We start from the raw sequence: 26,322 nt of genomic DNA, 5'->3' as shown, positions 1-26,322 counted from the left end.
CCATGACCGACCAGACCCGAGGAAACTGCTCGAGCGCACATTCACCGGCCTGGCAACTACCGGGCTAAACAGATCTCCTATTGTGACCGGATGTCTTGAATTCTTTCCGGACCATATACTTATATCAGCTGCTGGACAATCCGCTACTGCGCAACTGCCTTCAGAAATACACGTCCGGAAACCGTACTTAGCGTATCCACTCCACAACAGATTATACTACTTTCCCCCTCTTGTCGATTTGTCAGCTGACGCAGGGCCAACCACGCCAATTGCGGGAATGTAATAGCTTATACCGTGATCAGGAGTGTGGGTGGCAGCAGAGCGGACAAAATGTTTCGAAATACTGTGTCACGTATTTACTCATGTTTTGACTTAGGAATAGTGCTAACAGGTCAGTCCCTCGCAATGTCACAAACCGTTTGCCTGAGATTTACTATGGTCACAACCAAATTTATCATACACAAAGGGCAAAAACGCATCGCCGTTTCATTTGAAAAGAAAGCGGAATTGATTGAGCGCTTCAAGAAATTGGATGGTGCTCAGTGGAGTGCAACGCTAAAAACATGGCATTTGCCTGATACAGAAGCGTATCGCCGAAAATTCAAAATGAATCCCGAGAAATATCTGTCTGTCGAAGTACAACACCAAATTGCAAAATTCGTGAAATGGTTGCGTAGCAAGAGATACAGTGAAAACACGATAAAAACATATTCCGAGGCAATACGGGTTTTCCTGCGATTCTATTCTAAAAAAGCTTTGAGCGAAATTGGAAACGAAGATATTATTATGTTCAACAACGAGTATATTTTGAAAAAACAACTTTCGGCTTCGTACCAAAATCAAATGGTTAATGCCGTAAAATTATTTTTCCTAACTGTGCAAGACCGAAGGTTGAAAATTGAACAAATACACCGTCCGAAGAAACCCAAGATATTACCCAATGTTTTAAGCAAGGAAGAAATTAGAGCCATATTAGAAGCACATGGGAACATAAAACATAGAGTAATGTTGAGTTTGACGTACGCCTGTGGTTTGCGAAGAAGCGAATTATTGAATTTAAAACCAGCAGACATTGACAGCAAACGAGGGATATTGCTAATAAAGCAAGCCAAAGGCAGGAAAGACCGTATAGTTCCAATTTCTGAAAAAGTAGTCGCATTATTGCGTCAATATTACAAAGCGTATAAACCAACGGTTTGGTTGTTTGAAGGGCAACAAAAAGGCAAACAATACACTGCCGAAAGCCTGCAAAGCGTATTGAAACAGGCATTGCAAAAAGCAAAAATTACAAAACCGGTAAGTTTACATTGGCTGCGACACAGCTACGCCACGCACTTACTGGAAAATGGCACTGACATGCGTTACATTCAAGAATTGCTAGGCCATAGCAGCAGTAAAACCACTGAAATTTACACCCACGTAAGTACTAGAAACTTGCAAAATATAAAAAGTCCCTTTGATGATTTGTAACAACCAAACTACGCCAAGCCAACAAAAAAAGGTATATTTATGCAGTATTATTGCATATATAAGTGAGTTAGCGGTAATTTTACCAAACAGAATGTTGAACATAAAAAAATATAATCCGATGAAGCTATAAGTAACTGTCCAAAATATATAAACTTAAACCTTTTCATTGCTTTCAAAAAGTAATGGAATTTTCTATTATTAACTTTTAAAAATTAGAAAAAATGACACAGTTACAAATGATTAACAAAACAAAATCTATAGCTCAACAAGACGAAAATATTTCCGCTGTTTTTATGTATGGTTCATTTACCAAAAACGAAGGAGACAAATATTCTGACATCGAATTTTACATCTTTGTAAAAAATAAAGAAAATTTCTCAGCAGAAAAATGGGTAAATCAAATTCATCCTGTGGCTTTATATTTTATAAATGAATATGGAACCGAAGTTGCTATTTTTGAGAATTTGGTCAGAGGAGAATTTCATTTTTTAAAAACAGAGGAAATTGAAATTATCAAATCTTGGGACGGAATAGTTACATTTAGCGATTTTGACCAAATGAACCTAATCGACAAAGACGGACATTTAACGAAAACGCTTAATCAAATCAAAACGAAATCGCCCGAAAGAATAACAAATGAAAACATCTTGTGGTTAAGTCAATCATTACTGAATGTTGTACTGACAACAAGTAACTTAATTAAGAGAGAGGAATTTGCTCACGCTCATCATAGTTTATCAAACGTTCAGAAATATTTGCTCTGGCTTATTAGAGCAAGAATAAACAAAACCCAACATTGGGAAAGTCCGACTAAAAGTCTTGAAAAGGATATTGATATGACTTGGTATTCTGCGTATAAAACAATAACATCGGATTTAAATCCTAAAAACATAATTTTAGCTTTTGAAAACTCATTAAATTTATCGGAGAAACTATTTGACGAACTAAATATTGAAACAAAACTGAACGAAATCCTACACGAAATAAGAAAAAACTACCGCTAACAAGGTATTGCCAAAAGCGGGGCTAAAGTGCTAAATTTAAAGTTCTACCCTACTATTCCGCCAAAAACGAATTTTATTCGTTTTTTATTTTTAAATTTAACTCATAAAAATTCGTTTTGGCTCGCCTCGGTGCAAAATCGAAACTTAAAGCTTCGATTTCCCCGCCTTCGGCAATACCCAAAACGTTAGCGGCAATGGTAGGACGACCGCACCACCGACAAAAGAACGATTAACAAAAAAAATAAACATCAATATGTCAAAACTAAATGTTGACCAGAAAACAATAATGTTACTTTTCTCAGATAAAAAATCTGACTTTCTTATCCCAGACTATCAAAGACCTTACGCTTGGGAAGAAGGACAATGCCAAACCCTTTGGGACGACATTTTTACTTTCGCATTTCCAGACAACAACAGCGACAAATTTGACAGCAATGAAGAATACTTTTTGGGTTCAATAGTAACTTTTGAAAATGACAACAATAAAAAGGAAGTAATTGACGGACAGCAACGGTTAACCACTTTAATGTTGTTATTACGAGCTTTCTATGCAAAGTTTGGCAATATGCAAGACGAGAACTCAAAAAGCACTCGGGAAAGAATTGCTCAATGTTTATGGAAAACAAATGAATTTGGACAACCAAATCTAAACATACTCAAAATTGACTCTGAGGTAGCAACTGACAATGACAAAGATGAGTTTTTGGAAATACTTAAAACTGGTATTGTAAATAAAGACCAAAAAAGCAACTATGCCAAGAACTATCGCTTTTTCCAAGAAAAAATAGACAACTTTTTAAGCGAATACCCTTCATACTTTGCATACTTGCCTGCAAGAATTTTAGGTAACTGTATTCTATTACCAATTGACGCAGAGTCTCAGGACACAGCATTAAGAATATTTTCAACATTGAACGATAGAGGGCTACCATTGTCAGATGCCGACATTTTTAAAGCACAATTTTACAAGCATTACACTACAAAAAACCAAAAAGACAAATTCATTGAGCAATGGAAAGAGCTTGAAGAAATTACTGCTAGAATTTTCAAACCATTGAATGGAACACCAATGGACGAACTTTTTACAAGATATATGTATTTTGTCCGTGCAAAACAAGGTATAAAATCAAGCACAACAGAAGCCTTACGCAAGTTTTACGAAAAAGGCAAATACTCGATTCTCAAACAAGATGAGACTTTATCAAATCTCAAAATACTTGTTGATTTTTGGAATGACGTTTACAATCAAAATACAGACAGATTTTCGGCTAATATTCTAAGAAAATTATTTATCCTTAATTCCGCACCAAATGGTATGTGGACGTATTTTTTGTCCGTATATTTTCTACAAAACAAAAACGGTAACGAACAATTAGAGGAACAAAAATTAGACGAGTTTTTAAATAAAACAGTCGCATTTGTTTGGGCTTATGCATTCACTAATCCTGGTGTTAACGCTTTAAGAACGCCTGTTTATGCAGAGATGATAAATATTGTAACAGACAAAACAGTCAACTTTGAAGAACATAAATTTGACGAAAACACATTGCGAACAGCAATCAATAATTTTGAGTTTAAAAATGGAAGACCAATTACAAGGTCAATGTTAACTTGGTGGGCATTTAAAGTTGACAATCAAGAAATCCCAACACTCACTACGAATTTTGACATTGAACATATTTTTGCACGAAAAAGACAAGAAAATGACAAGTCGCTTTCCAACACAAAAAACTTAGAAGTTCTTGGTAACAAATCTTTACTAGAAGACAAAATAAACATAAGAGCATCTGATTACAGGTTTAGTGATAAAACCAAGTATTACAAAGGTTTCACTAACGACAAAGGACAACATAAAGCAGGTTCAATTATTTCTGAATTAGTGAATTTGGCAGACACCAAAACAGACTTTAACGAGCAAGACATAATTGACAGAAGTGAAAAAATAGTGAATGAATTTATTGACTTTTTAAAACAGAAAAACTTATTAAAGCAATAATAACCACAGCCGCTAACAGCGGTTTGGCAAAAGTGGCGGTTCAGTGCTCCGCAGACACATTTGTGGTTAATCAAAGTTTGGTTCTCCGCATCAACATTTGTGGTAAAAATCGCCACCTTCGCCAAGCCGCAAACCGTTGGGCGCAATTAAATGGCGCGTTAAATAAATAGCCCGGCCGAGAAATATAAAAACAAAAGACGAGCGGCACAGTTTAGGGAAACAATAATCCGCGAATTAAATTAAAAAGATATGAAATAAAACCACAGACAGAGCAGAATAGAAAAGGCAATTAAAGTGAAAAAACATATGAAATTAAAAAAGCCTACAATACTAGGTGTAGTAAACATTACTGAAGACAGCTTTTCAGATGGCGGCCTTTATTTAAATTATGATAAAGCTATAGAGAAATCACTTCTACTTGTTAAGGATGGCGCTGACATAATTGATGTAGGAGCCGCTTCCAGTAATCCTGAATCAAAAGAAGTAAAGCCTCATGAGGAAATAATCCGTTTAAATGATGTCATCGACAAATTGCATTCTCAAAATATTTCAGTTTCTGTTGATTCATTCAAACCCGAAGTTCAAAAATATTTTTTAAAAAAGAATGTCCACTATTTAAATGACATTCAAGGGTTTCCATATGCAGAATTATATCCTGAATTGGCAGAATCTAATTGCAAACTCATTGTTATGCATTCCATACAGCGGCTTGGGAAAGCCCAAGTAATCGAAACTGTTCCCGAAAATATATTTGATGGAATAATTGATTTCTTTTCGCAACGAATAAATTCACTTCAAAATTCAGGCGTTTCATCCGAAAGAATTATTTTAGACCCAGGGATGGGTTTCTTCTTAGGCTCTAACCCAGAAACGTCAATATATGTTTTGAAAAATATTTTTCGAGTAAAAGAATACTTTAAATTACCAATTCTTGTTTCGGTTTCTCGGAAATCTTTTTTAGGAACTATTGTTGGGCGAGGAGTCAACGAGCGAACGCCAGCGACCCTGGCTGCTGAAATTTATATAAGCTATATGGGTGTGGATTACATCCGTACGCATGATGTAAGAGCTTTAAGTGACGCATTAAAAGTGCTTGGGATGTTAAATTGCTAATTTGTAATTGACAACCATTTCAAGATGGATTACGGTTTTATTATGCTGATCTATAACTTGGGAGTACTAAGTTCTTAAAGGCGAAAAATAAGGTCTCTTGGTTTTGATGGAATAGATTGGGGTAATTGAAAATAAAGAGAATCAACCAACTCCCCTTAATGAGTGCCGCTCAATGCAAATAGAGAAGAGAATCGGCCGGGAAAAGAAACGCTGTGGTTACGCGCCATTTAACAGCGCCCAACAGGCAATAAAACTTCGTTCCCTTCGGTCACTACGCCCTTCGGGCAAATTGCCTTCGGCAACTTGTTTTATCGCCGGCCCGTTGTGGGATATGGAAACGAAACTACCACAGATTAAAAAACCAAATTAATAATTTAGAAAAGTATGTCTAAACTGAATGTTGACCAAAAAACAATAATGTTACTTTTTTCCGACAAAAAATCGGATTTTTTAATTCCTGATTATCAAAGACCTTATGCTTGGGAAGAACCACAATGTCAAACATTATGGGATGATATTTTTTCTTTTGCGTTCCCTGATAATAACTGCGATAATTTTGATAGTAATGAGGAATACTTTTTGGGTTCAATCGTTACTTTTGAAAATGAAAACCATAAGAAAGAAGTTATTGATGGACAACAAAGATTAACGACTTTAATGCTATTATTACGTGCATTTTATGAAAAGTTCGGTAAGATGCAAGATGATAATTCCAAAAGCACGAGAAAAAGAATTTCTCAATGTCTATGGAAAACAAATGAGTTTGGAGAAGCTGACCTAAATGTTCTAAAAATTGATTCCGAAGTAGCGACGGACAATGACAAGGATGAATTTCTAAACATTTTAAAAACTGGGGTTGTTAGCAAAGAACAGAAAAGTAACTATGCAAAAAATTATCGTTTTTTTCAAGATAAAATTGATGGATTCCTAAGTGAATTTCCCTCCTACTTTGCGTATTTGCCAGCTAGAATATTAGGAAACTGTATTTTATTGCCAATTGAAGCAGAATCGCAAGATACAGCTCTTAGAATTTTCTCTACATTAAATGACAGAGGGTAGCCTCTATCTGACGCAGATATTTTCAAAGCCCAATTCTATAAGCATTATAGCAGTAAAAATGAAAAAGAGTCATTTATTGATGAATGGAAAGAACTAGAAGATATTTGTAATAAAATTTTCAATCCAATAAATGGAACTCCAATGGATGAGTTATTTACAAGATATATGTACTTCATCCGCGCTAAACAAGGAATAAAATCAAGTACAACAGAGGCTTTGAGAAAATTTTATGAAAGAGGAAAATATGCAATACTCAAAAAAGATGAGACACTTCCAAATTTAAAAATACTCGCCAACTTTTGGGCTGACATTTATGAACAAAACAATGAAAGATTTTCAGAAATAAATTTGAAAAAATTATTTGTCTTAAACTATGCTCCGAATGGTATGTGGAATTACTTTTTGTCTGTATATTTTCTCCAGAACAAAGACGAAAATTGTCAATTAAATCAAACAAATTTAGAAGTTTTTCTTACTAAAATAACTGCATTTAATTGGGCTTATTCTTTTACAAACCCTGGCGTAAATGCTTTGAGAACTCCTGTTTATGCTGAAATGATTAATGTGGTAAATGATAGAGAAATACATTTTTCAGATTTTAAATTTGAGGAAAACACACTCAAAACAGCAATTCAAAACTTTGAATTCAAAAACGGAAGACCTATTACCAAATCTATGTTGGCTTGGTGGGCATTTTATAAAAGAGAACAAACTTTGCCCGAGTTGAATATGTCTTTTCAAATTGAACACATCTTTCCAAAGAAACGGCAAGAAAACGATAGGACTTTAGAAAATATCAAAAACTTGGAATCCATTGGAAATAAATCATTATTAGAAGATAAAATAAACATTCGTGCTTCAGATTACCGATTTATTGACAAAGTAAAATATAAGAAAGGTTTTGTCAATGATAAAGGGCAAGAAAAACACGGAACAGTAATAGCTGAACTTTTAGAATTAACAGTTGAACCTGATTTTTCAGAAAAAAACATTGAATACAGAAAAAATAATATTATAACGAGTTTTATAGAATATCTAAATGAAAATGAACTGATTAAATAACTCCACATCCCACAACAAACAAATTGGCAATAGAGCCGGTGAAGTGCTTCTATTGAGCTTTTGTGCAAGGTTAAAGAGTAGTAATTCTATTCAACATTTGTGCTAAAAGCGGCTCCATCGCCAATTTGCCAACCGTTAGTGGCAACCGTGACAGACAACAGAATATGAAGTATAAACTTAAAGAATTTAACAGAAATATCCCAGACAACGAGTTACTTGAGGACGTCAAGCGAGTAGCTGAAAAACTGGGACTAAATAAAATTTCGTCAAGACAGTACGACAGCAATGGTGGCAAATTTACTTCTGGCACAATTGGCGTCCGATTCGGAAGTTGGAATAAGGCAATCGAAAAAGCTGGATTAAATTTAGTTTTACAGCGAGATGTTTCTGAGAAGGAGTTATTTGAGAATATGGAGCAAGTATGGTTAAGCATTGGACGACAACCTGTGTTTAGAGACCTGAAAGGTTCCGTTTCCAAATATTCTACGCACCAATACACAGCAAAATTTGGTACCTGGAGAAAAGCACTTGAAGCATTTGTTCAATTCATCAATTCCGACAATCACGAGGACGAAATGACTATTGAAGTTGAAGAACCCTTTACTCAAACTGAAATTGTTTTCAAACATAAGACAAAAAGATTTCCAAGTGAACGGCTCAAAGTTCAGGTATTAATGCGTGACGGAAATAAATGCCGACTTTGTGGTGTTACTGTGACAGGAGACAACATTCACTTTGACCACGTTCATCCTTGGTCAAAAGGTGGCGAGACAGTTTTAGAAAATCTTCAAGTGCTTTGTGAAACACATAATCTTGCAAAGGGTAATTTAGAGTATGACAACAAACAAAGTTGATGCGAAAGAAAGAACGGCAGCCACTAACAGCGGTTTGGCAAAAGGCGGGCTGACGTGCTTCGTGGAAATATTTGTGCAAGGTTCAGCATTTGTGCTTCGTATGAAACTTGGTGGTAAAAATCCCGCCCTTCGCCAAGCCGCGAACCGTTACCGGCAATTTAAAGACTGACAATTATGATAGAAACCAAATCAATAACAGAAAATCAGAAAAATATCATTCTTGATATTGAAGAGGATCACTTTAGAGACTTAAAGGCAATTGACATTAAGCCCGCAAAGCTGACAAAAACTATTTCAGCATTTGCAAATACGGTAGGTGGAGAAATCTATATTGGAATTGATGAGACTGAAGTTTTAGGTGTGAAGCAAAGACAGTGGAGAGGATTTCCAGATGTTGAAGCTGCTAACGGTCATCTTCAAATATTTGAACAACTTTTCCCTCTTGGCACAGACTTCAATTATACCTTTTTGCAAATGGATGAAGAACTCGGTCTTGTTTTGCAAATCTCAATTCTAAAAACCAAACAAATTGTAAAAGCTTCAGATGGTGTCCCATATATCAGAAGAGGTGCTCAAAGTTTACCAGTAGACGATGATGAAAAATTAAAACGGCTTCAGCTTGACAAAGGAGTTTCATCATTTGAAAGCAATACATTAAATGTACCTATTGAATTTGTAGCAGATTCACTTGTGATCTATGAGTTCATGATAGAAGTAATACCAACAACGGAACCTATTCCGTGGTTAAAAAAGCAACTTCTAATTTCTAATAATCTTCCGACAGTTGCCTCAGTACTCTTATTTGCTGACAACCCCCAGGCTGCTTTACCGAAACAAAGTGGAATAAAGATCTACCGATATACAACGAAAGATGCAGAGGGAACACGAGAAACATTAGCATTTACACCGATTTCAATTGAGGGATGTGCATATAAACAAATTTATGAAGCGGTTTCAAAAGTTACTGAAATAATTCAAGCAATAAAGATTTATTCAGCTGATGGTGAAGAGACAACAATGCACTATCCAAACGAAACATTGCACGAGATCATTACTAATGCTGTGCTGCATCGTGACTATAGTTTAGCCTCTGACATACATATACGGATATTCGACAATAGGGTGGAAATTGAAAGTCCTGGCAAATTGCCTGGACACGTTACTACAGGTAACATTTTAAAAGAGCAGTTTGCGCGTAATGGGTCTTTGGTTAGATTGATTAATAAATTTCCGAACCCACCAAATCAGGACGTTGGCGAAGGTCTCAATACAGCTTTCGATGCTATGAAAAAAATGAAACTAAAGGAACCAGAAATTATCGAGAGAGAAAACTCAGTAATGGTTTTAATAAAGCACGAATCATTGGCCTCACCTGAAGAAGTTATCATGACCTACCTGAATACAAATGCAACCATTAACAACAGGACAGCTCGTGGATTGGCAAATGTTGGATCAGAAAACGCTATGAAACAAATATTTTACGCACTCAGAGACAAAGGACTAATAGAGCAAACACCCGGAACACAAGGTCGTGGAACCACATGGAGAAAAAAATAAACTGCCGGTAACAGCAGCTACCCAAAAGTGGCGGTTCAGTGGTTAAATCAAGCTTTGTGTTCCAATCAAAGTTTCTGCTTGGTTGACAGTGAAGTGCTCCGAAATCGCCACCTTCGGGTAGCTGCGGAACGTTACCACCAATTATAGAATGACACGACTAAAACAAAAATACGGACTACTAATTATCGGGATTGCACTTGGTATCGCATACGGACTTGTGACAAGGTTGGTATTCGGACAAAAAGCAACTTTGGCTTCGGTAACATATTTATTTATCATTCCGACAATCTTGGGTATTATTCCCTTAATGTTTGCTGACAATGACAAACTCAAATCTTACAAGAACATTATTTTTATTCCTTGGCTGACAGTCTTGACTTTCTTTTTGACAATGTTCTTATTTGGTATTGAAGACTTCATTTGCTTATTGGTTCTTGCAGCACCATTTTTTATTTTAGGAACAATTGGAGCGTTGATTTATAGAATTGTTCAGATTAACAGACAAAAAAGTAAAGGGAAACTTCTGACATTGGTTTTACTACCTTTTCTCTTTGCACCAATCGAAGAATACATAAAAAGCCCTTCTGACATTTACAATGTAAAAAGTGAAGTTATTATAGACGCAACACCAGAAAAAATTTGGAATAATATTGTAGAAGTTCAGACAATTGACCTGAAAGAATACAATTCAGGATTTTTCAATTCAATCGGAATTCCCCGACCAATAAGTGCAACTGTCGACAAGAAAGAAATTGGTGGACAAAGAATAGGAAATTTTGAAGGTGGTTTAATGTTCATTGAAACAATAACGGAATACGAAGAGAACAAGAAGGCTTCCTTCGACATAAAAATTGACCCTTCAACGGTTAGACAAAAAGTATTCGACCAACACGTTTTGAATGGAAACTATTTCAATTTTGTTGACGCAACATACGAACTTACCGAACTAAAAAACGGACAAGTAAAATTGACACTTTCTTCAAGTTATCAGTTGACTTCAACAATCAATTTTTATGGTAAATTTTGGGGCGATATAATCCTAATAGACTTTCAAGACAGACTCCTAAACGTAATTGAAAACAGATGCGAAACGAAAGAATAACTGGTGGTAACAGGCGTTTGGCTCAATGGCGGGTGACGTGGTTAATTGAACATTCTACCTCGCATCAACTTTTGTGGTGTATTGACAGTTTTGTGCTCCGAAACCCGCCCGAACGCAAAGCCCGAAACCGTTGGTGGCAACCCTATGACGACCGTGCATAAAACAAACAGACGACTAAAAAATGAAAAGCAAATGGAACAAATTCAGCCAATATTTTAAACGACAGGAAATTCCTGCCAAGACAATATTGCTGGAAGAGGGTAAGATTTCAAGAACGATGTTCTTCATCGAAAAAGACTGTTTGCGTACTTGGGTAAATAATGACGGGAAAGAAACCACTACACAATTCTTCTTTGAGGGCGACAGCGTTTCTTCCATAGAAAGTTTCAGAACCAAACAACCGAGTCTTTACAGTATCGAAAGTATAGAGTCCTGCATATTACAGACTATTTCCCAAAAGGATTTTCAACAGGTAATTGAAAATTCTCCGGAATTAAAAAAGGACTTTGAAGAACATTTATTCAGACGGCTTTTCCAAACACAGCAACTTGCTTTTTCCTACCTTAAAAACAATCCTCAAAAACGATACGAAGAATTGATTGAACAATTCCCGCATATCGTTCAGCGTGTACCACAACATTATATTGCTTCTTATCTCGGCATTACCTCTGTTTCGCTTAGCAGGATTAGAAATAGGCGATAGTATTTATTAACAATTGTTATCGTACGACTCCTCGCTAACTTCTCAATTTTGTGCTGTATTAAACAGTAAAAAAATGAGAACAGTAATTGTATTCAATCATCCTTACGAAGGAAGCTACTGCAACGCTCTTTTAGACGCAGTAACCAAAGGACTTCAAAAAGCAAAACACGAAGTGGACTTGATACATCTTGACAGAGACAGCTTCAATCCCGCAATGTCTGCCGCTGACCTTAAAGCATTTGTAGAACACCGTGCTGTTGACCCACAAGTTATGGAATATCACGAACGGCTGAAAAAAGCAGACCATCTGATTTTTATTTTCCCTATTTGGTGGGACATAATGCCCGCAACAACCAAAGGTTTTATCGATAGAGTTTTATCACCGGGGTTGGCATATGACCATCATCCGAGAGGTTTTGGTCTGTTGCCCCTATTAAAGAATTTGAAAAGCGTAACCGTTATCACTACAATGAACAAACCCGCAATAATGTATTCACTGTTGATTGGAAACTTAATCCGCAAAGTGATGATACGGAGTGTATTTAAAACAATGGGGTATAAAAATGTCAGTTGGATAAGTTTTACATCAGTAAAAAGAGTAAGCCACGAAAAGCGGGTAAAATGGCTGACTAATCTCGAAAACAGATTATCAAACTTCAACTAATTAAATTATTTGATTATGAAACCGAATAGAAAATATGTTACCCCATTTATATCATTGGTGTTCCTTGTGGTCGCCATTTCGGGCCTGCTGATGTTCTTCCATTTGTTCGACGGCTATACAGAAGTAGTTCACGAAATACTCGGTTTGTTCTTTGTTGTGTGCGCCATTTTTCACATTATTCTCAATTGGAAAGCCCTTAAAATCCATTTCAAAAAAGGTGTCTTTTTACCTGCTTTATTCGGGGTAGTGACTGTTTCTGCAATACTTATTGTATCTGAAAGGATGTATCCGCCCGTTGATTTACAAATGATGGAAAGAATTGTAAAAGCTCCTGTTGGCGATGCTTTCAGAGCCTTGGACATCAATTACGATAAGGCATCTGCCAAACTAAAAGAGAAAGGGATTTTGATTGAAAAAGCAACAACCATTAAAGAAATATGGTTGAACAATAATAGCGACCCAGAGGAAGTAATTGATTTGATTATGGAATGAATGATTTGAAAATGAAATATTTAGTAATCGAAAATAAAGAACAAGAAGCTGATGAATGTCTTTACGACATTGCAGACTTCTTTTGGGACAACGGAAACGAAGTTTATATCAGCAACAATTATTGCAATGAAGCTGATTATCAAAACATTGTTAAACAATGTGAAAGGATAGTTCTATTGAGATATGGGCATTGTTCTGGAGTGGTGTGAAAAAATCGGACCAGTCCTAAGTTGAGACGGAATTCTCAAAGGAGGACTGATGAGGAAGAGCCATTATAGCGAGGAGCAGATCGTTAGCATCGTTCGCGCATCACACGCCCATGGCGTATCAACGACATCGAAGAAGTACAAGGTGTCGTCACACACGATCTACATATGGCGCAAGAAGTACGGGAGCATGGAGCCGAGCCAGGTCTCCGAGCTCAAGCGGATCACGCAGGAGAACGCCCGGCTGAAGAAGCTGGTCGCCGAGCGTGATCTTGAGATCGAAGTGATGAAAGAGATTGCGGCAAAAAAATGGTAGGCGTCCCACAGAAACTTCAGGCAGTGGAGTACGCCAGTCGACGAGGCCTGGATCAACGCCGCGCGTGTGTTCTAATGGGTGTTTCACGTTCAATGGTAACGTATAAGCCTCGCCAGCCAGCCAAGGATGCTCCAGTACAGAAGATCATCAATGACGTTGTGGCGAAACACCCGGCCTGGGGCAAGCGATTGGTGTTCGGCTGGATGCGGGAGCAGGGGCATGACTACTCAGAGTGCACTGTTCACCGCGTTTACCGGCAAAGTGGCCATGCGGCTCAGTGGCGTAAGCGTTCACGCAAGATCCGGCGCAGCGTACGGATCAATCCGACGGCGATACAGCCACACGAGGTATGGTGCATGGACTTTGCTGAGGATCGTTTGATGACCGGTCGGAAGATGATGGCACTGCTGATCAAGGACGAAGCCACGTCGTATGGCCTCAGCATAACCGTGCGGCGGTCATTCAAAGGCGCTGATGTTGAGGCTGTTCTTGACGAGCAGGTAGCTCGGTATGGAATGCCGAAGTACATTCGTTCCGACAACGGAGGACAATTCATTGCGTATGTGGTGCAGCAATGGGCTCAACGGCGCAAAGTTACGCTGGCATACATTCAGCCCGGGAAGCCATGGCAGAACGGCTTTGCAGAGAGCTTCGTCGGAACCTACCGACGTGAGGTGCTAAATGCAGAAATCTTCATGTCACTAGCCGAGGGGCAAACGATCTCAAACATGTGGCTGCACATGTACAACAACGAGCGACCTCACAGCAGGCACAATTATCGACCCCCAATCACTGCATTCAACAACCATGCAGCCTAACACATTTTTATAACCTGTGACTGGACCGATAAATCCACCCTACTCACCACGCCCACCGCCTGTTTGTATTTTCCCTTGCGTAATGTGGTATTCACGAAGGACTTTAGAGCCTTCCACCACGCCCCAACCACAAGCCTTTAGCTTTGGGTCAATAAGTTCCGCTCTTGTTTCTGCTTCGTTCATTTCTTTTAATTTTCTTCGTAGTAATAAGAATAATCAATTCCTTTCATAAACATTTCTCTGCTATCTATTTCGGTAGTTAAGGCGTTTTTGAGTAGTTTTTTCAAAGCACTACTGTTTACAGGACTTTTTACCATTGCATTCATATATTCAGTTTTCCCTATTTTGCTCCAATTCACACACTTTTTTAGGCGTTTTTTAAATATCAAATCCAACCAAATTCGGGTGCTTCTGCCATTGCCTTCCATAAAAGGATGGGCTACATTCATCTCTACATATTTGGCTACAATTTCATCAAATGTGTTTTCAGGCATTTCATCTACTTGTTTTAATGTTTCCCCAAGAAAGCGTGAAACGGCAAATTGAAAACCACCTTTTGAAATATTTTTCTGCCTTATTTGCCCTGCAAAGTCATACAAACCGCCAAATAAATACCCGTGAATTTGCTGCAAGCCTTTAGTTGTGCCTACTTCTATACTGTTGATAAAAGAACTATCGAATAAGGCATACGCTTTGGTTTTACTTTTCCCGTCAATAGTTTCATCACTGTAGGTAAACCATTCAATAAAGCGGTTGGCTTTTGTTCCCGGAAATGTTTTGCCAAGGGCAATAATCCCATTATAGTCGAGCATATCGGCTAAACGCCTTTTGCCATCAGGTGCAAGCAATTTCAACTGGGTAGTGACACTAACCACTTGACTGTTTTCTTTTTTTAATTTTGCTTTTAGGTATTTCCAGTAGTTGCGAGTTTTGGTGTAGTCGTTTTGGTCGGTAAGCACGGCTACAATATCCAATACGGAAAACCACCATTTGGCATTTTCGTCATCCCAAACGGCACGCACTTCACGGTCTTCAAAAAATCGTATGGATATTTTTTGGTTCATATCATTGCCGCTTTTTCAGTTTTCAATTCCCCCGCAAATGCTTTTTGCAAGATGGATTTTTTCATTTCTACCAAATCATCCATTTTCTTTTGATATACCGCTTCCAATTTTTGTGTTTCTGCTCGTAGGGCATCTAATTGACGGACGATGGTTTGTTGTTCTTTTTTTGATTTTGGGAAAATTAAAACAACATCTTTCAATGATGAATTTGAAATAACTGGCTGTGCTGCCTGTCTTGCATAACTTCTCAAATCTTTATGATTGAGTAAGTATGTCAAAAATGAATGGTCAAAATCAAATTTGAAATCAACTACTTTAAAAGCATTATCAGTCAACCAAATGTTTTCAGTAATGTGTCTTACATTTCCACACAATGCACCAACTCTACCGATAATTACATTACTGCCCGATAAATTAAATTCATTGTGATAACCTGCAATTCCATTTCCACCGAACACGGGATATTCCCCTTCGGACATATTTTTTGCAGTTAAATTATCTCCACTTTTCATTTTGAAACAATCTTCCAAAAGTTGTTCTTCCCAACCATCACCCTTTTTTTCAAACACCCCCTGCAAATAGCTTTCAAAAAGTTTTTTGGCGTTTTTGAGGTTTTGTTCGGCATTATTTCGACTGCGCTCAATAACCGAAAAAACCTTGTCTAAAATGGAAACAATGCGTTGTTGTTCGGGGAGAGGAGCAACTGGCACAGAAACTAATCCCAAATTCTTTCTACTAATCCTTTGTCTTGTCGCACCCGTTACCTGTTTTTGAATTTCGTTTTGATATTCATTGGAAAGCGAATAGTATAAAAACCAATTTGGTATAATTTGCTTGTTGTCAAATCGAATAATTGTGCAGTCAACCGCTGTAATCATTTTTTCGCCTGTATCAGGCAATATACAAGCTCTTCCAACTGGGTCAGGCAAACGTGAAACTAAACAGTCTCCTTCAAAAATTTCGGTGCAACGCAACCTTTTGAAAGTAGCTTCTGAAATATAGCGAGCCTTTTGTATCAACCCCCAATAGATTAGACAGAATTGTTGTCAAAGATATGTAGTACGTGCCGATTATTCTCCTTCTTGTTTGAGCAGCGGCGAGTAACAGCATCAGTTGTTGGGTCGGTGATGCCTGACAACTGAAATTGTGTTTGATGTTCTGTGAACTCCTTCGAACCGAGCCTGGCTCGTTCCGACACATGAGCGAACTCCGGAGTGGACGTAGTGAGCAGACCAGTTTCCCATTTCTGCTGTGGAGTTATTGGGCCGAGTTTTCTGTGTTTGCGCTCATAGTTATACCACTGCATGTAGTGTTGAAGATGCTGGTTAGCTTCGTAGAAGCTGCTAAACTCAAATCGTTCAACCAGCTCCCGTTGAAGAATGCTGTGGAATGCTTCGATGTAGGCATTTTCTTCGGGTGTAGCCACATGGGTAAATTCCTGCTTGGCTTCAAGTTCAGCGAGATAGCTTCTCACCTGATTGGCCAGAAACTGGGAGCCGTTATCATTTCTGATGAGTACTCCCTTGAGGTTGTACTGTGTATGCAACCTGCGAAACATCACGATCACGTCATGCTTGCGGACACTCCTCTGGAAGATCCACTGGATAATCTTGCGGCTGAACACATCCATGATCGAGAGTAGGTAATACCACCGACCTTCTCCGTGTACCCAGACATACTTAATATCAAGACATAAGTACTCCATCGGCTGATGAGCCGATATCTGCCTATACTGCACCCACGTGCGTTTCCCACGGCTACGGATAACTTTCCCAAGAAGAAGTTTCTGCTCATCCATGAGGCGATACGTCTTCTTGTGATTAATCACCCTAATTGGCGTAAATCATCATGAACAGATTGGTACCCATAAGCATTGTACGGACCACTGATAAGTTCCTTTATCTTGTCAACAACCTCTTCATTAGGGACCATCGAGCCGTGATACAGCGTATGTGTGCTGGGTTTTTTACCACGTTTTCCCGGGCGAGGCGTATAGTATAACGTACTCCGTGGCAATCCTAGCCACTGCGAAAGAACCGTAACGGCGGCTCGATCGGAGTAATGCTGGACGATCATCACTTTCTCCTTGGTTGGATAGGTGTTTTTTTTAGCAACTCTCCTTTGACCTCAAGCTCTAATGCTTGTCGGGCGATGATACGTTTCAATCGCTCATTCTCTTCTTCTAACGCTCGTACGGCCGGATCTATCCGCCTATACGAGGGGTTCAGCCCTGCGACACCCTTGCATAGATACCGTTGCTTCCACTTTGCCAATAAAGATGGGGATAAATTGTACTTGCGACAGGTAGCCAAATATCCCTCCCGCTCCGCTTCCTGCAGAAGACTCAGCCGGTCTTCCGGTGTAAATGTTCGCTTTGTTCTTGACATGGTTCCCTAAGTTAACTGGTACAAATCTGGTTCGTGATTTCTGTCCAGTCTTTTAAGGGGCTAATACAAGGGAGTGCTGCATTAAGTGTGCCATTTGACGTCACAAGGTTAGTTGAAGACGATCAGGGAAGAGGATTGACAGTTGCGCAACAGTACGTTCCCGGTTGTGAACTGGTCGGCTTCACTAAATGTGCCGCTGCGATTCCCAAGCCCCCTTCCCACTAATACGCTCTGGCGAATAATACCCGACGCTCACTTGGCTTGCCGGTAAGGATGCAGGTGCCCGGCTTGGTATCCCCGTCCAGAGGGATGCAGCGGATGGTTGCTTTTGTTAGTTCCTTGATCTTGAGTTCGGTTTCGGTGGTGCCGTCCCAGTGCGCGCTGATGAAGCCGCCCTTGGTTTCGAGTACGTGGGTGAATTCGTCCCAGGTGTTTACGATGGTGGTGTGACTTTCACGGTACTCTAATGCACGGTTGTACAGGTTGCTCTGGATCTCCTCCAAAAGGGCGGGTATGTGGGTGCCAAGGGTGTCTATCGGGACGTTTGACTTTTCGCCGGTGTCGCGCCGCGCTACTTCGATGGTGCCGTTGGCAAGGTCCCGGGCACCTAAGCCTAGGCGGACGGGAACGCCGACCTTTTCGTATTCCGCAAACTTGAAGCCGGGCCGGTTCTGCTCATCATCGTCAATTTTTATACGAATACCCTGGCTGCGTAGTTCGGCGGCTATCTGGTTGGCTTTTTCGGTGAGTTCGGGAAGGGGCTTTGGTATGGGGACAATAACGACTTGCGTAGGCGCTAGGCGCGGCGGGATTACGAGGCCCTGGTCGTCGCTGTGGACCATGACCAGTGCGCCCATCAGGCGCGTGCTGACGCCCCATGAGGTTGCCCATACGTATTCTAATGTGTTGTTGCGGGTGCTGAACTGTACGTCGAACGCCTTGGCAAAGTTCTGTCCAAGGAAGTGGCTGGTACCGGCCTGAAGCGCCCAGCCGTCCTGCATAAGAGCTTCAATGCAATACGTGTCTTCAGCACCGGCGAACCGTTCATTCGCTGTTTTGCGTCCACGCACCACTGGCATTGCCATATACTCTTCAGCGAATTTCGCATATACGTCGAGCATTTGTTCAGCTTCCTGAATAGCCTCTTCGCGGGTTTCGTGGGCTGTGTGACCTTCCTGCCACAGAAATTCAGCAGTCCGCAGAAATAAACGTGTCCGCATCTCCCAGCGCACAACGTTTGCCCATTGATTGATGAGCAGCGGCAGGTCGCGATAGCTCTGTATCCAGTCTTTGTAGGTGTTCCAGATTATCGTTTCGCTTGTGGGACGAACGATAAGTTCTTCTTCAAGTTTAGCATCCGGGTCCACAACTACACCGCTTCCGTCATCGGCATTCTTTAAGCGGTAGTGGGTTACAACGGCACACTCCTTGGCAAATCCTTCTACGTGGGCAGCTTCTTTACTGAGGAAGCTCTTTGGGATGAAGAGCGGGAAGTATGCATTCACGTGACCGGTTTCTTTAAACATCCGGTCAAGCTGGTCGCGCATGTTTTCCCAAATCCCAAAGCCAAGGGGCTTGATAACCATGCAGCCTTTTACTGCTGAATAGTCGGCAAGGCCGGCTTTACGGACAATGTCGATATACCATTGTGAGTAGTCTTCGTTTCGGGGCGTAATTGTTTTACTCATGTGAGTGATAATCAAGGTACGTGCGGTAAAAAAGTTTATTGATTGCCGGTAAAGAGTAGGACAAACTGGCCATCGGGCGAGGTTAGGAAGGCATGTTCAGTTATGCCGGCGTCTGACTTTAACTCTTCCGAACATGTAATGCCCTGTTTCTTTAATCGCTCAATTCTGTCGGCCATGTCGGCAGCAAAAAACGTGAGTGCAACGGAAGGTATGTCGCGGCTTTCATGGATGCCAATGGTAAAGTGTCCGTCAGAAACCAAGGAAAACGGATATGGCTGCATTGATGACCGGACGGGCGTGAAGCTAAGCTTGTCCCAGAACTTAAGTTCCTGCTGCAGTGAGGGTGTTGATACCGAGAATTCTGTGAGCCTTCCACAGACGGAATTGGAATCGCCGGTAACTGGTATGATAGGTTCCTGGGCAGACGGACGGATGGCAAGGAAAATACCTGCAGGTGACTGCAGCCGGATTTCGCCAAGGGTGGGTCCCTCCACATCGAATTTAAGCGGAACCCGCAGTGAGTCCAGTGAGTCCTTTACAGTCCGGATATTGGAAACGCCAAACATCAGTACCGGTGAGGGTTGTGAGTCTTTCACCAGTGTAAGCAGAATCTGATTGTCGGTCAGGGTGATGGCGCTGTCGGGGCGCTTCATACCGTCAGCCGTTGGCGTAAAGCCAAGCCGCGTCCACCATGCCATACTCGCAACAACATTCTTACACGATAGCACCACTCTGGTGGAGTTCTGTAGCAATGAGCTAAGCCGCACCGGGTTTTCATTAGCGGCCAGCGTGGAAGCGGTAATAAAAAAGGCAAGTAATAAAGCCATTGAACGATATAGCAGTTTCATGAATCTCCTTCGCTAAACATGGAACCTTGCGAGGAAGCCTCGGGTGGAGTAACCGAGAAGTGACGGTAGGCAAGGGCGGTAGCAACACGTCCACGAGGTGTGCGTTGCAGGAACCCCTGCTGAATAAGGTACGGCTCGTACACTTCTTCAAGGGTGCCCGCATCTTCGCCGATGCTCACGGCAATCGTTGTAATACCCACCGGACCCCCGCCAAACTTCTCAAGTATGGTTAGCATGATCCGGGCGTCAATCTCATCCAGACCAAACTCATCTACATCAAGGGCCCGAAGTGCAGTGAGTGCAATCTTCTTGTCAACAATGCCGGTGCCTTTTACTTCGGCAAAGTCACGAGTCCGGCGCAGCAGCCTGTTGGCGATACGCGGAGTACCCCGTGACCGTCTCGCGATTTCCAAAGCCCCCTCTCCGTCGATGTGTATCCCAAGGATTGCGGCGGAGCGGGTGATGACGTGGGCAAGATCTGTTGTGCTGTAATAGTCCAGTCTGTTGGCAATGCCGAAGCGTGATCGTAAGGGGGCTGAAAGCAGACCCTGCCGTGTGGTTGCACCAACAAGGGTGAAGCGCGGCAGTGAAAGTTGTACTGAGCGGGCGGCAGGACCCGAGTCAATCATAATGTCCAAACGGTAGTCTTCCATCGCCGAGTACAGGTATTCTTCGATCACGGCAGTAAGGCGGTGAATCTCGTCAATAAACAACACGTCACCCTCGCTCATGCCGGTAAGGATACCTGCAAGGTCACCTGCTTTTTCCAGAACGGGTCCGCTGGTAAGGACGATTTTAGCGTTCATCTCGCGGGCAATAATGTGCGAGAGCGTGGTTTTGCCAAGACCGGGCGGACCGGTAAGGAGAACGTGGTCCAGGGGCTCGTTGCGCATTCGGGCGGCGGAAATAAACACCTGGAGGTTCTCAACGATTTTGGGCTGACCGGTGAATTCGTTAAACGTTGGCGGACGCAGCGCGGCATCCGCATCATCGGTAAGCTTTTCGGGTCGGATATTGTCGGATCTTTTTACCACGTGTTATCGGTTCTGGTAAATGTTGGACGATGTAACTGCGATTATGGCATCGTAGCCGCCGTAATCCATCATTCTGGCGTACGTAAAAGCAACGAATGAGTTGCTGTTTGATGCAGTGTTTCCTTCAAACTCTTCAAAACTACAGTTAGTTACCTCATCGGTGTCGATATTCAGTGTTCCGGTGGCATACAGGTAGTCGTGAACGCCACGCCGGAACCACTGGCGGAGCCTGTACAGATTAAACTGCTCGTCATAGTACATCTGCCAGTTTTTATCGGGCTTCCAGTTGTTGAACGAGCCTGCAAGAAATACATCGCTGGTGCTGGGCGGCCCCGGGCTGGGATCCAGAAGGATTTCTACGGGAACGTACTCATCGTCTGACTGGCTTACCGTTGTCGTTACCAGGGCACCGTCATTGCTTCGTTCAATAAACATGCCGTTGCGCGGAAGGTCGCTCAGCGGCATCCGCACAGGCTGACCGGTGGACGGATACTGGGCCAGGTTGGTCAGGTCAAGGATCCGGTGTTCATTCTCGGCCGGCAGTGGGCCAATGCGAAAGGCTTTTCCGCCCGGGAATACACCTACAACATGTGTTGCAACATGGTATGGATATTTAGTATCGAAGCGTTTTGTTGAACAAATAAACGGTTCGTACCACCGGTGATTCCGATAGAACACGGTGGTATGGACGTTGGGGTCAATCACCTGGGAATGGTCTGCACGCACAACGGCTTCAAGGGTAAGAGCAATGGAGCTGACCTTGTGCGAAGGCTCGTAAAAATCAGTCATGAAGTTTATTTCGGCCTGTGCCTGCGGGTCAACAACAAAAATCCTGGTTTCGCCCAGGGGTACGTCGGAATCCATATCATACACAACAACCTTCCAGTTCCCGGCAAACCGTAGCTGAAGCTGTGGGTTGGGTATGGTAACCGTACCACGGTATGAGTAGTAGGTACTTCGCAGCGGGGCAACTGACCAGTCGGCAAGACTGGACCTGTTCATGGCATCGTTGAGAAAGCCGTTCGAGTCTTCCGTCCAATCCGCATTACAGTGTACAAGTTTAACGTAGGTGTTGGGGATGGTGGAGCTTTGGATGTCAAACTCTACCGTAGCATATTCCCAGCCCGGCATGTGCGAACCTGACTTGGGAGAGAGCAGGATAACCGGTGGGAATCGCTCGTTGTCTTGTCCGTATGCCCTGATAAACCTGAGTACAACACCCTCACTGCCTTCAGCAAAACCAAGTGATATCGCTGTTGCGGTAATCATCATAACCAGGGCTGACGTAATCCGGATCACGAGCAGTTTGTATCCTGTTTGCTGCGCCGGGCTTGCAAACGTGCGTCGCGGCGTTGTTCGGCTTCAAGATAACGCCGGTGCTGTTCGGGGGTTTCGGGCAGTACCGGTGGTGCAGGGATGGGTTTGCCGTACTGGTCTATGCAAACAAAGGTGAGATAGGCAACAGCGGTATGGGCGCGGGAATCATGCAGCGGGTCTTCGCGCTCCACCATCACCTCAACTTCCATCGAGGTGCGGAAGGCACGGGTAACGATGGCGCGGATATATACCACGTGTCCCAGCTTGATAGGTTCTAAAAACGATACTTCGTCAACCGAGGCGGTAACGCAAACAAACCCGCTATGCTTTTGAGCGGAAAGAGCTGCCGAGACGTCAATCCAGTGCAGCAACCGTCCGCCCAGCAGATTTCCTAACTGGTTGGTGTCGTTAGGCAGCACCAGTTCGGTCATGATGATTTCGCTTCGTTGTGCCGGACGAGGAGTCATGGCAGTTCTTTCTCAATTTCGTTAACGATATGTTCCATGGTTGGGTTTTGAACAGTGTTCCGGTACTGAGCAATCGAGGCTCTGCACTCATCGGTTTTTGCAAGGTCTGACTGAAGCTGAATTGTTAGCACGAGTGCCTGTTCGTAATACTTCGAATCGGGATATTCTTCTGTCACGGCGGAGTAGTAGGTAATGGCAGCCCGCCGGCTTTCAGTTTTAACATAGTGCTCCGCAATGAGCATGTATCGTTCAGCAAGCTTATCGCGGAGGCTGCGTATGTGTTCAAGCGCACTGAAGGATAACGAATCCGTTGGATAGAGCTGTTGGAATTCATTAAATGCCTGAATAGCCTTGCGGGTGTATTCCTGATCACGATCGGCAGGCAGGCTAAGCTCCTCGTAGCATAGACCAACCTTAAATGCAGATGGTTTGGCATGGTTACTCGACGGAAAGGAGCGGCGCACAACGTTGTAGTTGTAGGCTGCCATAACGTAGTCACCGCGTTCATAGTTGATTTCACCGATGTAATACTGTGCATCATCGGCATGGCTGCTGGCCGGGTACTGCAGTCTGATGATATCGAATTCAGCCAGCGCCTCTACGTAGTCGCCATTGGTAAACAACGTATAAGCTTCACGGTAAATCTCGTCAACGGTTCTGTGTTGCTGCGTAGTTTGTTGCGAGGCACAGCCGGCAAGCAAGGCAACAGCCCCGATGATAAAAACCGCAGGTGCGTTAAAATGAAAATGGCAGCGCATAAGCCACAAAATTACCCAATTGATGGGTGGTGAGATTAATAGCCAAGATTTGAGAGCTGCGTACGGTTGTTGCGCCAGTCTGTGCGAACCTTAACGAAGAGCTCAAGGTGTACGTGACGGTCAAGGAACTTCTCGATTGATTCGCGGGCTTCGGAACCGATGGTTTTTAATGCCAAGCCCCCTTTCCCAATCAAAATGCCTTTCTGGGATTCACGTTCCACGGTAATGTCGGCACTGATCAGCCACCTGTTGGGGTCGGTTTCGTCAAACCTGATTACTTGTACGTCGGTTGAATATGGAATTTCTTCGCGGAAGTGCGTAAAGATTGCTTCCCTGATGAATTCGGCAGCAAAGAAGCGTTGCGGCATGGTGCTAAGCTCGTCGGGCGCGTACTGAAAGTCCCCTTCGGGTGCCATTCCCTGAAGAATCTCCACAAGAGCACTAACTTCCCGACCCTGTAAAGCCGAAACCGCTACACTCCTGGTAAACAGGCCGCTTTCCCGTGCCTGTTCGATTAACGGGAGAGCCTGCTTTGACTGTGGGAGGGCATCCATTTTATTGAGAACCAGGACAATTGGAACGTGCCCATCGGCAGCGACGGGCTTTAACAGTTTCTGCGTCATCGGGTCCAGCACCGTACCGTGCTCCACGGCTTTTACAACGTCAACAATAACACACAGGATGTGGCATGCGGCAAGGCTTTCGCGGACGTACTGCATCATGGATGACTGTAGCTGGTATTGTGGACGCAGGATGCCGGGTGTGTCGATGAATACCAACTGCGTATCGTTATCGGTATGAATCCCCAGCACCGTCCTTCGCGTGGTTTGCGGCTTTGCCGTTACAATGCTTAGGTGTTCACCGATGATGGCATTCATGAGTGTACTCTTGCCGGCATTCGGACGTCCGATCAATGCAATCTGGGCAAACTTGCTCATGCAACACCAAAGGTTACTTCGGGATGCTGTTCAACCCAGAGGCGTTCGCGTTCCAGAATATCGCGGACAGCAGGTTTTGCGTACGTATCGCTTGCGCCAAGTCGGGCCAGTGTCCGCGCAAGGATCACACACGATGCCTCGTGTGGCATGCTGCGATTGATCAGAATCAGTCGGTCTTCCTTAACAATGCAGGCTCCTCCACGAAAGGTTCCGCTCTCTCGCCGAACGGTATAGTTCATGGTGGTAGCAAGCTGAATGAGTTCTTCAAGTAATTTATCTGCTTTCAATATGTTCTGCCGATGGGTTGTAACTGGTTAATGGTTGAGTTGCAAGAGTTATGGCTAATGTCAGTCCCATAAGGATGCTAAGTCCGCTTACCATGCTGTGCTCAACACCGGTAAGACGTTCCAAAAATACGGGAGTAATGTTTGTGATGTTGGCAGTTCCGGCCTGGTCATTAAACAAATCCCACAGACGCACATCCGCCAGTATCTGAAAGGTTTGTGCCGGAAGTAACAGTACGATAAAAATCAGGGTCATCAGGAGCCATCCGTGCTGTTTCCACTTCCGGAAATTTGTCGCACTCAGGGTAAGTCCTGCTACGGCCATAATGCCAAAGCTCCAGCCCGTCCATCCGCCAAGTTGTGCATACAGCCATTCGGCGTGATACATCCGGTCAGGCGTGTACCAGCTCTTCAGGGTAACAGTGCCGGGGACAAACACGTCGTAGCCAACAACCATGCGGGCAACGGAGGTGCCAAGCCAGATGCATAGTGATGAACAATACAGGGCGGTTAACAGTTTGCGCATGAGGGTATTACGGTATAATAAAAACTGTTCATTTTAGTTAGTAAGTGTGTTGTGCTGATATTTGGGGGTTTGTAGGGGGCTTTGGTTTCGAGCTATTCATAAACGGATTGTTTACTGAGGAGTATTCACGGGGTGCCGGAACTACGGTTTACAGATACGTTGTCCGGCAATTCTTTCCCATCAGGCGAATATCTGGTAATAGATTGCAAAATATCATTCTTATAAATTCCTTTACTTTCTATCTGGCCTTGTGGGTACCACCTGGTAAAGCTACCTTCCAGTTTGTCGTTATGATAGGTAGTTTCGCTTAACCTGTTTCCGGAGGAATCCCAGATCGTCCAGCGTCCGTTTCGCCTGCCGCCCACAAAGGTGCCTTCCATCTGTTTGGTTCCATTCTGGTAGTACCAGGTCCACACTCCTTCGTCCTTACCGTTAATGCGCTGACCATAAATGCGGGGCTGTCCGTTGGAGTAGCTCCAGTTACCGGAGCTCACTTCGTACTGAATCCACACGTACAGTAAAACCACTGCCGCTACAACGAGCCGGTAGAACCGAAGGTTTTTCTTTATGGGTGATCTGTCTGCCACGTATGCTG

28 protein-coding genes and 1 pseudogene are annotated in these 26,322 nt (G+C 42.6%); 14 read left to right on the top strand and 15 right to left on the bottom strand.

What is annotated here, in order from left to right; all coding sequences use genetic code 11:
• The first annotated feature begins 435 nt into the window (after nt 1-435).
• The 14 genes and pseudogenes from HRU79_04165 (at nt 436) to HRU79_04100 (ending at nt 14,416) form a co-directional block, all read left to right on the top strand.
• Nucleotides 436-1,470, top strand: coding sequence for a site-specific integrase (locus HRU79_04165; GenBank protein QOJ25885.1), 1,035 nt, complete (start codon nt 436-438; stop codon nt 1,468-1,470).
• 221 nt (nt 1,471-1,691) lie between these two features.
• A complete protein-coding gene (locus HRU79_04160; protein ID QOJ25884.1) occupies nt 1,692-2,474 on the top strand; it encodes an aminoglycoside 6-adenylyltransferase in 783 nt (260 codons plus the stop codon).
• A 253-nt stretch (nt 2,475-2,727) separates the two neighbouring features.
• Nucleotides 2,728-4,470, top strand: coding sequence for a DUF262 domain-containing protein (locus HRU79_04155; GenBank protein QOJ25883.1), 1,743 nt, complete (start codon nt 2,728-2,730; stop codon nt 4,468-4,470).
• Between the two features lie 306 nt (nt 4,471-4,776).
• On the top strand, nt 4,777-5,583 hold the full coding sequence (gene folP / locus HRU79_04150) for a dihydropteroate synthase (GenBank protein QOJ27261.1): 807 nt from the start codon (nt 4,777-4,779) through the stop codon (nt 5,581-5,583).
• Between the two features lie 384 nt (nt 5,584-5,967).
• Nucleotides 5,968-7,704 (top strand): annotated as a pseudogene (locus HRU79_04145) (DUF262 domain-containing protein).
• Nucleotides 7,705-7,868: 164 nt separating this feature from the next.
• Nucleotides 7,869-8,558 (top strand): HNH endonuclease, encoded by a 690-nt coding sequence (locus tag HRU79_04140; GenBank protein ID QOJ25882.1) that lies wholly within the window; start codon nt 7,869-7,871, stop codon nt 8,556-8,558.
• Complete coding sequence (locus tag HRU79_04135; GenBank protein QOJ25881.1) at nt 8,539-8,727, top strand: hypothetical protein; 189 nt, start codon at nt 8,539-8,541, stop codon at nt 8,725-8,727. Before HRU79_04140 ends, HRU79_04135 begins: the two co-directional genes overlap by 20 nt.
• Before the next feature lie 5 nt (nt 8,728-8,732).
• Nucleotides 8,733-10,115 (top strand): putative DNA binding domain-containing protein, encoded by a 1,383-nt coding sequence (locus HRU79_04130; protein ID QOJ25880.1) that lies wholly within the window; start codon nt 8,733-8,735, stop codon nt 10,113-10,115.
• 148 nt (nt 10,116-10,263) lie between these two features.
• A complete protein-coding gene (locus HRU79_04125) occupies nt 10,264-11,217 on the top strand; it encodes a hypothetical protein (GenBank protein QOJ25879.1) in 954 nt (317 codons plus the stop codon).
• A gap of 181 nt (nt 11,218-11,398) precedes the next feature.
• Nucleotides 11,399-11,920, top strand: coding sequence for a Crp/Fnr family transcriptional regulator (locus HRU79_04120; GenBank protein ID QOJ25878.1), 522 nt, complete (start codon nt 11,399-11,401; stop codon nt 11,918-11,920).
• 73 nt (nt 11,921-11,993) lie between these two features.
• Nucleotides 11,994-12,584 carry an NAD(P)H-dependent oxidoreductase gene (locus HRU79_04115; protein ID QOJ25877.1) on the top strand — a complete coding sequence of 197 codons (591 nt, stop codon included), beginning with the start codon at nt 11,994-11,996 and terminating at the stop codon, nt 12,582-12,584.
• A 15-nt stretch (nt 12,585-12,599) separates the two neighbouring features.
• The gene (locus tag HRU79_04110) at nt 12,600-13,076 is read left to right on the top strand and encodes a DUF4405 domain-containing protein (GenBank protein QOJ25876.1); all 477 of its coding nucleotides are present in this window, start codon (nt 12,600-12,602) and stop codon (nt 13,074-13,076) included.
• A 258-nt stretch (nt 13,077-13,334) separates the two neighbouring features.
• Complete coding sequence (locus tag HRU79_04105; GenBank protein ID QOJ25875.1) at nt 13,335-13,598, top strand: transposase; 264 nt, start codon at nt 13,335-13,337, stop codon at nt 13,596-13,598.
• Nucleotides 13,592-14,416 (top strand): IS3 family transposase, encoded by an 825-nt coding sequence (locus tag HRU79_04100; protein ID QOJ25874.1) that lies wholly within the window; start codon nt 13,592-13,594, stop codon nt 14,414-14,416. The genes HRU79_04105 and HRU79_04100 overlap by 7 nt, the downstream gene beginning before the upstream one ends.
• A gap of 188 nt (nt 14,417-14,604) precedes the next feature.
• On the opposite strand, the gene HRU79_04095 is transcribed toward HRU79_04100, so the two are convergent.
• The 15 genes from HRU79_04095 to HRU79_04025 all read right to left on the bottom strand — a co-directional run bounded on the left by HRU79_04095 (nt 14,605) and on the right by HRU79_04025 (nt 26,314).
• Entirely contained in the window at nt 14,605-15,480 is an 876-nt protein-coding gene (locus HRU79_04095; protein QOJ25873.1) for a Fic family protein, read from the bottom strand.
• A complete protein-coding gene (locus tag HRU79_04090; protein ID QOJ25872.1) occupies nt 15,477-16,499 on the bottom strand; it encodes a restriction endonuclease subunit S in 1,023 nt (340 codons plus the stop codon). Before HRU79_04090 ends, HRU79_04095 begins: the two co-directional genes overlap by 4 nt.
• Before the next feature lie 11 nt (nt 16,500-16,510).
• A complete protein-coding gene (locus HRU79_04085; GenBank protein ID QOJ25871.1) occupies nt 16,511-17,308 on the bottom strand; it encodes a DDE-type integrase/transposase/recombinase in 798 nt (265 codons plus the stop codon).
• A complete protein-coding gene (locus tag HRU79_04080) occupies nt 17,305-17,556 on the bottom strand; it encodes a hypothetical protein (GenBank protein ID QOJ25870.1) in 252 nt (83 codons plus the stop codon). The genes HRU79_04085 and HRU79_04080 overlap by 4 nt, the downstream gene beginning before the upstream one ends.
• On the bottom strand, nt 17,556-17,867 hold the full coding sequence (locus HRU79_04075; protein ID QOJ25869.1) for a transposase: 312 nt from the start codon (nt 17,865-17,867) through the stop codon (nt 17,556-17,558). Before HRU79_04075 ends, HRU79_04080 begins: the two co-directional genes overlap by 1 nt.
• A gap of 221 nt (nt 17,868-18,088) precedes the next feature.
• Nucleotides 18,089-19,555 (bottom strand): proline--tRNA ligase, encoded by a 1,467-nt coding sequence (locus HRU79_04070; protein QOJ25868.1) that lies wholly within the window; start codon nt 19,553-19,555, stop codon nt 18,089-18,091.
• Nucleotides 19,556-19,590: 35 nt separating this feature from the next.
• Nucleotides 19,591-20,403 carry a hypothetical protein gene (locus HRU79_04065; GenBank protein QOJ25867.1) on the bottom strand — a complete coding sequence of 271 codons (813 nt, stop codon included), beginning with the start codon at nt 20,401-20,403 and terminating at the stop codon, nt 19,591-19,593.
• Nucleotides 20,400-21,437 (bottom strand): Holliday junction branch migration DNA helicase RuvB, encoded by a 1,038-nt coding sequence (ruvB, locus tag HRU79_04060; GenBank protein QOJ25866.1) that lies wholly within the window; start codon nt 21,435-21,437, stop codon nt 20,400-20,402. The genes HRU79_04065 and ruvB overlap by 4 nt, the downstream gene beginning before the upstream one ends.
• Nucleotides 21,438-21,440: 3 nt before the next feature.
• Nucleotides 21,441-22,709 (bottom strand): DUF5103 domain-containing protein, encoded by a 1,269-nt coding sequence (locus HRU79_04055; protein QOJ25865.1) that lies wholly within the window; start codon nt 22,707-22,709, stop codon nt 21,441-21,443.
• A gap of 23 nt (nt 22,710-22,732) precedes the next feature.
• Nucleotides 22,733-23,221 (bottom strand): acyl-CoA thioesterase, encoded by a 489-nt coding sequence (locus HRU79_04050; protein QOJ25864.1) that lies wholly within the window; start codon nt 23,219-23,221, stop codon nt 22,733-22,735.
• Nucleotides 23,218-23,979: an outer membrane protein assembly factor BamD gene (bamD, locus tag HRU79_04045; protein QOJ25863.1), complete on the bottom strand. Its 762-nt coding sequence runs from the start codon at nt 23,977-23,979 to the stop codon at nt 23,218-23,220. Before bamD ends, HRU79_04050 begins: the two co-directional genes overlap by 4 nt.
• 35 nt (nt 23,980-24,014) lie before the next feature.
• The gene (era, locus tag HRU79_04040; protein QOJ25862.1) at nt 24,015-24,917 is read right to left on the bottom strand and encodes a GTPase Era; all 903 of its coding nucleotides are present in this window, start codon (nt 24,915-24,917) and stop codon (nt 24,015-24,017) included.
• Nucleotides 24,914-25,204: a hypothetical protein gene (locus HRU79_04035; protein QOJ25861.1), complete on the bottom strand. Its 291-nt coding sequence runs from the start codon at nt 25,202-25,204 to the stop codon at nt 24,914-24,916. Before HRU79_04035 ends, era begins: the two co-directional genes overlap by 4 nt.
• Entirely contained in the window at nt 25,191-25,727 is a 537-nt protein-coding gene (locus HRU79_04030; GenBank protein QOJ25860.1) for a hypothetical protein, read from the bottom strand. Before HRU79_04030 ends, HRU79_04035 begins: the two co-directional genes overlap by 14 nt.
• A gap of 125 nt (nt 25,728-25,852) precedes the next feature.
• Nucleotides 25,853-26,314 carry a hypothetical protein gene (locus HRU79_04025; GenBank protein QOJ25859.1) on the bottom strand — a complete coding sequence of 154 codons (462 nt, stop codon included), beginning with the start codon at nt 26,312-26,314 and terminating at the stop codon, nt 25,853-25,855.
• Between the last annotated feature and the right edge of the window lie 8 nt (nt 26,315-26,322).

The sequence above is a fragment of the Ignavibacteria bacterium genome (assembly GCA_015709655.1).
Classification (GTDB): Bacteria; Bacteroidota; Ignavibacteria; order Kapaibacteriales; family Kapaibacteriaceae; genus OLB6.
This window is presented reverse-complemented; position numbering and strand designations above follow the sequence as displayed.

What these genes read in the sequence shown, in the direction of transcription:
- HRU79_04110 (QOJ25876.1), top strand. Translation starts at nt 12,600, where the DNA reads ATGAAACCGAATAGAAAATATGTTACCCCATTTATATCATTGGTGTTC.
- HRU79_04070 (QOJ25868.1), bottom strand. Translation starts at nt 19,555, where the DNA reads ATGAGTAAAACAATTACGCCCCGAAACGAAGACTACTCACAATGGTAT.
- HRU79_04155 (QOJ25883.1), top strand. Translation starts at nt 2,728, where the DNA reads ATGTCAAAACTAAATGTTGACCAGAAAACAATAATGTTACTTTTCTCA.
- HRU79_04075 (QOJ25869.1), bottom strand. Translation starts at nt 17,867, where the DNA reads ATGTCAAGAACAAAGCGAACATTTACACCGGAAGACCGGCTGAGTCTT.
- HRU79_04130 (QOJ25880.1), top strand. Translation starts at nt 8,733, where the DNA reads ATGATAGAAACCAAATCAATAACAGAAAATCAGAAAAATATCATTCTT.
- folP (QOJ27261.1), top strand. Translation starts at nt 4,777, where the DNA reads ATGAAATTAAAAAAGCCTACAATACTAGGTGTAGTAAACATTACTGAA.
- HRU79_04065 (QOJ25867.1), bottom strand. Translation starts at nt 20,403, where the DNA reads ATGAAACTGCTATATCGTTCAATGGCTTTATTACTTGCCTTTTTTATT.
- HRU79_04165 (QOJ25885.1), top strand. Translation starts at nt 436, where the DNA reads ATGGTCACAACCAAATTTATCATACACAAAGGGCAAAAACGCATCGCC.
- bamD (QOJ25863.1), bottom strand. Translation starts at nt 23,979, where the DNA reads ATGCGCTGCCATTTTCATTTTAACGCACCTGCGGTTTTTATCATCGGG.
- HRU79_04100 (QOJ25874.1), top strand. Translation starts at nt 13,592, where the DNA reads ATGGTAGGCGTCCCACAGAAACTTCAGGCAGTGGAGTACGCCAGTCGA.
- HRU79_04095 (QOJ25873.1), bottom strand. Translation starts at nt 15,480, where the DNA reads ATGAACCAAAAAATATCCATACGATTTTTTGAAGACCGTGAAGTGCGT.
- HRU79_04055 (QOJ25865.1), bottom strand. Translation starts at nt 22,709, where the DNA reads ATGATGATTACCGCAACAGCGATATCACTTGGTTTTGCTGAAGGCAGT.
- HRU79_04160 (QOJ25884.1), top strand. Translation starts at nt 1,692, where the DNA reads ATGACACAGTTACAAATGATTAACAAAACAAAATCTATAGCTCAACAA.
- HRU79_04120 (QOJ25878.1), top strand. Translation starts at nt 11,399, where the DNA reads ATGAAAAGCAAATGGAACAAATTCAGCCAATATTTTAAACGACAGGAA.
- HRU79_04115 (QOJ25877.1), top strand. Translation starts at nt 11,994, where the DNA reads ATGAGAACAGTAATTGTATTCAATCATCCTTACGAAGGAAGCTACTGC.
- era (QOJ25862.1), bottom strand. Translation starts at nt 24,917, where the DNA reads ATGAGCAAGTTTGCCCAGATTGCATTGATCGGACGTCCGAATGCCGGC.
- HRU79_04050 (QOJ25864.1), bottom strand. Translation starts at nt 23,221, where the DNA reads ATGACTCCTCGTCCGGCACAACGAAGCGAAATCATCATGACCGAACTG.
- HRU79_04105 (QOJ25875.1), top strand. Translation starts at nt 13,335, where the DNA reads ATGAGGAAGAGCCATTATAGCGAGGAGCAGATCGTTAGCATCGTTCGC.
- HRU79_04080 (QOJ25870.1), bottom strand. Translation starts at nt 17,556, where the DNA reads ATGATCGTCCAGCATTACTCCGATCGAGCCGCCGTTACGGTTCTTTCG.
- HRU79_04140 (QOJ25882.1), top strand. Translation starts at nt 7,869, where the DNA reads ATGAAGTATAAACTTAAAGAATTTAACAGAAATATCCCAGACAACGAG.
- HRU79_04125 (QOJ25879.1), top strand. Translation starts at nt 10,264, where the DNA reads ATGACACGACTAAAACAAAAATACGGACTACTAATTATCGGGATTGCA.
- HRU79_04030 (QOJ25860.1), bottom strand. Translation starts at nt 25,727, where the DNA reads ATGCGCAAACTGTTAACCGCCCTGTATTGTTCATCACTATGCATCTGG.
- HRU79_04135 (QOJ25881.1), top strand. Translation starts at nt 8,539, where the DNA reads ATGACAACAAACAAAGTTGATGCGAAAGAAAGAACGGCAGCCACTAAC.